Origin of the sequence: Kineococcus siccus (genome assembly GCF_009906795.1) — a bacterium.
Taxonomy (GTDB): domain Bacteria; phylum Actinomycetota; class Actinomycetes; order Actinomycetales; family Kineococcaceae; genus Kineococcus; species Kineococcus siccus.
Genome location: NZ_JAAALN010000222.1, coordinates 1 through 6613 on the forward strand (window position 1 = coordinate 1; position 6613 = coordinate 6613).

Sequence of the window (6613 nt, forward strand, 5' to 3'; positions counted from 1 at the left end):
GGCGGGGGAGGCGGAGGCGAGCACGAACGTCGGCACGCGCGCAGTGTCCCACCCGGGCCGCGCTGCCTCGCCGTCAGCCGCGCTTCCCCGCCGTCAACCGGGCAGCAGCGCGGAGCGCAGGACGTCCAGGGACACGGAGCCGAGGTCGAGGGCGCGGCGGTGGAAGGCCACGGCGTCGAAGGCGGCGCCCTCGGCGGCCTCGACCTGGGCCCGCACCGACGTCCACAGCCGCTCACCGACCTTGTAGCTCGGCGCCTGCCCGGGCCAGCCGAGGTAGCGGTCGAGCTCGAAGCGCAGCTGGTCGGGGTGCCAGGAGGACACGGACCCCAGGTAGGCCCACGCCGACGCGTAGGTCCAGGGGCCCCCGCCGGCCTCCGCCGGGGCGTCGAACCCGCAGTGGATCCCGATGTCGAGCACGACCCGCCCCGCGCGCAGCAGCTGCCCGTCGAGCATCCCCAGGACCTCGCCCGGGGTGCGCAGGTGCCCCAGCGACTGCATGAGCCGCTCGGCGTAGAGGGCCCAGCCCTCGCAGTGGCCGGAGACCAGGCTGGCCTGCGACCGCCGCCAGCGGTTGAGGACCTCGCTGCGCACGGCGGTCTGGCCGATCTGCAGGTGGTGCCCGGGGACGCCCTCGTGGTGGACCGTGGTCGCCTCCTGCCACGTGGAGAACACCGTCTGCCCCGCGGGGACCGCCCACCACATGCGGCCCGGACGGCGGAAGTCCTCGCTCGGGCCGGTGTAGTAGACGCCACCGTCGGTGGTCGGGGCGATGCGGCACTCCAGCGTGCGGATCTGCTCGGGGATGTCGAAGTGCGTGCCCGCGAGCGCCGCGACGGTCTCGTCGGAGCGCTGCTGCATCCAGGCCCGGAAGGCCTCCGCCCCCTCGATGCGGTGGGCGGGGTCGGCGTCCAGGGCGGCGGTGGCGGCCGCGACGTCGCGCGAACCGGTGATCTCCGCGGCGACGCCGGCCATCTCCGCCCGCAGCCGCGCGACCTCCTCCAGGCCCCAGGCGTACGTCTCCGCGAGGTCGACGCGGGCGCCCACGTGGTGCTCCGACAGCAGCCGGTAGCGCTCGGGGCCCACGGCGTCGGCCGCCGGGGCGAGCGGCAGCAGCTCGGTGCGCAGGACCTGCGCGAGCGCGTCGTAGGCCGCGGCGGCCTCGCGGGCCGCGCCCTCGGCGGCCTCGCCGCGGCCCGCCGCGAACGTGGCGAAGAACCCGTCGGCGGCCGCGTGGGCCGCGGCCTGGCGGGCGCAGGCCTCGACCTGGCGCACGGGCGCGACCCGGCCCGCGGCCGCCGCGGCGCGCAGGCTCTCGACGTAGCCGCCGACCGCGGCCGGGACCGCGGCCAGCCGCGCGGTGACGTCGGCCCAGTCCACCGCGGTCGCGGTCGGCAGCAGGTCGAAGACCATCCGCACGTCCTGCAGGGGGCTCGCGATGACGTTGAGGTCCCCGACCGTCTCGCCGGCGTCGTGCAGGGCGACCTCGAGGCCCAGGCGCTCGCGCAGCGCGGCCGCGGTCACCCGGTCGACGTCGTCGGCCACCGGGGTGGCGTCCACGGCCCGCAGCGTCGCGCGCGCCACGTCGGCGACGGCCGCGAGGCCGTCGGGGGAGCGGTCGCCGAGCCCGTCGGCGACGTCGGCCGCGCCCAGCGACAGGGCCAGCGCCGGCTGCAGCCGCAGCGTCCGCTCCAGGTGCCCCTCGGCGACGGCGTCGAGGGCGGTGGGGCGGCGCGGCGTCTCGGTCGTCACCGCGCCGACCCTAGTGCTCAGGCGGGGGACTTCTCGGCGGCCGCCGACAGCAGGGGCACGAGCCGGTCGAGCTGCCACGGCAGGTTCAGGACCGTCGCGGAGGTCGCGGCCACGAGCGTCTGGTCCTCCAGCCACGCCACGGCGCCGGAGGCGACCGCGGGGATCGTCGCGAACACGGGGTCCGCCACCAGCTCGGCCCGGGTGAGCCCGCCGTAGCCCACGATGACGTCGGCCGCGACGTCGAGGGTCCGCTCCTTGGCGACCTCGGTGTAGAACTCCGTCGTCGTGCCGGCCAGGGTCGTCACGCCGGGGGAGTCGACCATCCCGAGGTCGTGCAGCATGTCGACGCGGGAGTCGCCGGGGAGGTAGACCGACAGCCCCGTGGCCTCCCCGTAGACGTAGCTGAAGGTCTTGCCCTTGAGCACCGGGGCGGCGTCGGCCCGCGCGGTGAGGTCCGCCTGCAGGTCGGCGACGAGCTGCTCCGCCTCCGCCTCCTTCCCGACGGCGCGGCCGACCAGCGTGGCCTGGTCCTGCCAGGACGTCTTCCACGGCGCGTCCGGGTAGGCGACGGTCGGGGCGATCTTCGACAGCGTCGCGTAGTCCTCCGCGGTCATGCCCGAGTAGACGCCGAGGATGAGGTCGGGCGCCTTCTCGGCGATGAGCTCGAACGGCAGCTCACCGGAGTCGGGGCTGGGCAGGAACGACGTCGTGGCGGCGTCGAAGTGGCCCGCCCACCACGGGTAGGTGCCGTCGGGCAGCCCGCCGTACGTCACCTGCGGCACGGCCACGGGCTGCAGACCCAGCGCCCACAGGACGTCCTGCGACCCCCAGCCGATGGTGACGATGCGCTGCGGCGCGCTCTCGACCGTGGCCGAGCCCAGCGCGTGCTCGACGGTGACGGGGAAGGTCCCTCCGCCGCCGGACGCCGGCGCCGACGCCGCGCCGCCGGTGGACGACGTGCTGCTGCTGCCGCACGACGACAGCGCGGCGGCGGCGGCGATCGCGGCGGGGGCGCCCAGGAGGAGGGACCGGCGGGACGGGCGAGCGGGCACGAGGCGACTCCAGGTCGGTGAGGTGAGGGGAGCCTCACCTCATCACACCCGGCGGCCGGTCGACAAGCGGGCCGCCGGGTCGCGGTGCCCACCGCGTCGTAGCGTGCCCGGGTGGACACCGCGTGGACCGACCTCGCCCGGCCGCCGCTGCGCGCCACGCCGCTGCGCCGGGCCCTGCTCGGGGAGGCCGGGTGGGCCGCGCTGGACGTCGTCGCGACCACCGGCTCGACCAACGCCGACCTGCTCGCGCGGGCGGACGCCGTCGACGGCACCGTCCTGGTCGCCGACCACCAGAGCGGCGGGCGCGGCCGGCTCGGCCGCAGGTGGGAGGCGCCCGCGCGGTCCTCGCTCGCGGTGTCCGTGCTGCTGCGGCCCGCCGTGCCGCGCGAGCGGTGGTCGTGGCTGCCGCTGCTGACGGGCCTCGCCGTCGCCGACGCCCTCGACGGGCTGGGCGTCGACGTCGCGCTGAAGTGGCCCAACGACGTGCTCGTCCGGCTCGTGGACGCGCCCGCTGCGAGCCCCGACGGGAAGGTCGCCGGGATCCTGGTCGAGGCGCGCGAGGACGTCGTCGTCCTCGGCGCCGGCGTGAACGTCAGCCAGCGCGCCGGGGAGCTGCCGCCCGCGGCGGCCTCGGCCGACGGTCCCGGGCCGTCCGCCCCGCCGACCTCGCTGGCGCTCGCGGGGGCCACCAGCACCGACCGCGACACCGTCCTGCGCCGCTACCTGCGGGCGCTGCGCGAGCGCCTCGACGCGTTCGCCGCCGCGTTCGCCGCCGCGGGCGGCGACCCCGAGGCCGCGGGCACCGCGGCCGCCTACCGCGCGGTCTGCTCGACGCTGGGGGCGCAGGTCCGGGCGCACCTGCCCGACGGGCGGGTGCTCGAGGGGCTGGCCGAGGACGTCGACGCGTCCGGCCGCCTCGTGCTGCGCCCCGACGGGAGCGGGTCCTCAGCGGGCGGCGGGGGACCCCGGACGAGCCTGTCCGCCGCGGACGTCGTCCACCTGCGCCGCGCGTGAGGGCGGCAGGTCGCCGGGCTCGGCGTCCCAGCCCTCCTGCGCGAGCTCGGTGGTGAACACGAACCGGCGGTAGGCCCACCAGCGGAACAGCGTGCCGAGCACGAGGCCCACGACGTTGGCGGAGACGTTCGTCGCGACCGGGCCGCGCAGGTCCAGCACGTAGTAGGTGAACCCCAGGCAGGCCAGGGAGATCGCGAGCCCGCCGGCGTTCATCACGGCGAACAGCAGCAGTTCTCGGGGCGCGGACGCCCGGCGGCGGTGACGGAACGTCCACAGGCGGTTGCCGAGCCAGGCAACCACGGTCGAGATGACGACGCCGATGACGTTGGCGGTCAGGGGCTTCGCGTGCAGCACCCCGATGCCGTCAGGCCCGGCGAACCGCAGCAGGTTGAACGTCCCCGTGTTCACGACGAACGCGACACCGCCGACGATGCCGAACTTCGCCGCCTCGCGGACGATGACCTCGTACGTGGCGCGCAGGCGGCGCACGAGCCCCTCGTGGGGAGCTGCGGTCTTCTCGGGTGGCACGGTCTGCGCTGCTCCGTCTCTCGTCGGCGTCCTCGTCGACCCGGCGGCCGGGTGCTCCAGCTGCTTCGGGGTCGTCGGCCGCCCGGATTGCCCCGGGGGCGTCCCGCGAGTGTGAGGGACGGAGCTGTGAGGGTACCGACGGCTCACCGCTCGGAGCGGGACCTCCGGTCGGACGGCTCGAGCCGGTTCTCCATCTTCATGGCTCCGACGATGCCGGCGGTGACGAGCAGTACGCACGCGATGACGAGAAGCACAGGTGAGGTCCCCTTCCATGGGTCGGGCGACGCGTCCTCCGCGTCGCCCGGGCCGATCCTCCCGCACGTGGGCACGAGGAGCATCTCCGGCGGCCGCGACCGGGGGCCCGGACGCGGGCGGACGCCCGTCCGGTCCGGGACCGGTGGGGGTGTCCGGAGGGTGCCCTACCCTCGGCAACCGTGACGCACACCCCCGATCCCGCTCCCTACGCGCGGCCGGGCGGTTTCCCGGTCCTCGGCGTGGTCGGCGGGGGGCAGCTGGCCCGGATGATGCAGCCCGCCGCGGTCGCGCTCGGGCTGCGGCTGCGGGTGCTGGCCGAGGGGCCCGACGTCAGCGCCGCCCAGGTGATCGCCCCCGCCCCCGTCGCCGCGGCCGACGACGTCGACGCCCTGCGCGCCTTCGCGGCGCAGTGCGACGCCGTCACGTTCGACCACGAGCACGTCCCGCCCGCCGGCCTGCGCGCGATGGCCGAGCTGACCTCCGTCCAGCCCTCCGCGGACGCCCTGCTCCACGCGCAGGACAAGCTGGTGATGCGCGAGCGCCTCACGGCGCTCGGCGTCCCGTGCCCGCGCTACGCGGCGGTCGCCGACCCGGCGGAGCTGCGGGCCTTCGCCGCCGAGGCCGGGTGGCCCGTCGTGCTGAAGACGCCGCGCGGCGGCTACGACGGCAAGGGCGTCCTCGTCGTGGCGGACCCGCAGCTGGACCCGACGGGGCTCGCGACCGCAGCGACCTGGTTCGAGGACTGGGCGCGGCGGCCGGGGGAGCCGGGGCCGCTGCTGGCGGAGGAGCACGTGCCCTTCGTGCGCGAGCTCGCGGCGCTCGTCGCGCGCAGCCCCTCCGGCCAGGCCGCCGCCTGGCCGGTCGTGGAGACCGTGCAGGCCGGCGGGGTGTGCCGCGAGGTCGTCGCGCCCGCGCCCGGGCTCGACCCCGACCTGGCCGCGCAGGCGTCGCGGATCGCGCTCGACGTCGCGGGCGGGCTCGGCGTGACCGGCGTCCTCGCGGTGGAGCTGTTCGAGGTGGAGCGCGACGGCCGCCGCGAGGTGCTCGTCAACGAGCTCGCGATGCGCCCGCACAACTCCGGGCACTGGAGCATCGAGGGCGCCGTGACCAGCCAGTTCGAGCAGCACCTGCGCGCGGTGCTGGACCTGCCGCTGGGCTCGCCCGCCCCGCGCGCGCCGTGGACCGTCATGGTCAACGTGCTGGGCCCGCGCGAGGTGGAGACCCGGCACGAGGACCTCTACCGCTCCTACCTGCACGTCATGGCGCACGACCCGGGCGTGAAGGTGCACCTGTACGGCAAGGAGCAGCGCCCGGGGCGCAAGCTGGGGCACGTCACCGTCTACGGCGACGACCTGGACACCGTCCGCGACCGGGCCCGGCACGCGGCCGCCTTCATCGCAGGGGAGATCGACGAGTGAGCACCAGCGCAGCACCGGTCGTGGGCGTCGTCATGGGCTCCGACTCCGACTGGCCCGTCATGGAGGAGGCCGCGAAGGCCCTGGAGGAGTTCGGCGTGCCCTACGAGGCCGACGTCGTCTCCGCGCACCGGATGCCGCAGGACATGCTCGCGTGGGGGACCGCGGCGGCGCCGCGCGGCCTCAAGGTCGTCATCGCGGGCGCGGGCGGCGCCGCGCACCTGCCCGGCATGCTCGCGAGCCTGACTCCGCTGCCCGTCATCGGCGTGCCCGTCCCGCTGCGCCACCTCGACGGCATGGACTCGCTGCTGTCGATCGTGCAGATGCCCGCGGGCGTGCCCGTCGCCACGGTGTCGGTCGCGGGCGCGCGCAACGCCGGGCTGCTGGCCGTGCGCATCCTCGCGGCCTCCGACGAGGGCCTGCAGGCGCGGATGGTCGAGTTCCAGGCGTCGCTGCGCGACAGCGCCCTGGCCAAGGGCGAGCGGCTGCGGGCCCGCACGCGGCGGCCCGGCGTGGGTTTCGGCGGCTGAGGGCACGCCGCCCGGGGGACCGTCCCCGCCCGGGCCGTCGACGGGCGAGAACCGGCGGCGCCCCCCGTCC

6 protein-coding genes are annotated in these 6613 nt (G+C 76.6%); 3 read left to right on the forward strand and 3 right to left on the reverse strand.

Annotated features, from left to right (window positions below):
* Window positions 1–93: 93 nt before the first annotated feature.
* Both GTR02_RS18410 and GTR02_RS18415 read right to left on the reverse strand, forming a co-directional pair.
* Window positions 94–1749, reverse strand: a complete 1656-nt coding sequence (locus GTR02_RS18410) for a DUF885 family protein (RefSeq protein WP_166608941.1) — start codon at window positions 1747–1749, stop codon at window positions 94–96.
* A 17-nt stretch (window positions 1750–1766) separates the two neighbouring features.
* Window positions 1767–2801, reverse strand: coding sequence for an ABC transporter substrate-binding protein (locus GTR02_RS18415; protein ID WP_166608942.1), 1035 nt, complete (start codon window positions 2799–2801; stop codon window positions 1767–1769).
* A 111-nt stretch (window positions 2802–2912) separates the two neighbouring features.
* Between GTR02_RS18415 and GTR02_RS18420 the strand changes: the two genes are divergently transcribed.
* Window positions 2913–3815, forward strand: a complete 903-nt coding sequence (locus GTR02_RS18420) for a biotin--[acetyl-CoA-carboxylase] ligase (protein ID WP_166608943.1) — start codon at window positions 2913–2915, stop codon at window positions 3813–3815.
* On the opposite strand, the gene GTR02_RS23415 is transcribed toward GTR02_RS18420, so the two are convergent.
* Window positions 3747–4343, reverse strand: coding sequence for a GtrA family protein (locus tag GTR02_RS23415; RefSeq protein ID WP_338073913.1), 597 nt, complete (start codon window positions 4341–4343; stop codon window positions 3747–3749). The genes GTR02_RS18420 and GTR02_RS23415 overlap by 69 nt on opposite strands.
* Window positions 4344–4864: 521 nt before the next feature.
* Between GTR02_RS23415 and GTR02_RS18430 the strand changes: the two genes are divergently transcribed.
* The gene (locus GTR02_RS18430; protein WP_205709581.1) at window positions 4865–6016 is read left to right on the forward strand and encodes a 5-(carboxyamino)imidazole ribonucleotide synthase; all 1152 of its coding nucleotides are present in this window, start codon (window positions 4865–4867) and stop codon (window positions 6014–6016) included.
* A 32-nt stretch (window positions 6017–6048) separates the two neighbouring features.
* Window positions 6049–6543, forward strand: a complete 495-nt coding sequence (gene purE / locus GTR02_RS18435) for a 5-(carboxyamino)imidazole ribonucleotide mutase (RefSeq protein ID WP_166608945.1) — start codon at window positions 6049–6051, stop codon at window positions 6541–6543.
* The last annotated feature ends 70 nt before the right edge of the window (window positions 6544–6613 follow it).

Coding starts and splice junctions, on each gene's coding strand:
- GTR02_RS18430 (WP_205709581.1), top strand. CDS start 4,865: ATGATGCAGCCCGCCGCGGTCGCGCTCGGGCTGCGGCTGCGGGTGCTG.
- purE (WP_166608945.1), top strand. CDS start 6,049: ATGGGCTCCGACTCCGACTGGCCCGTCATGGAGGAGGCCGCGAAGGCC.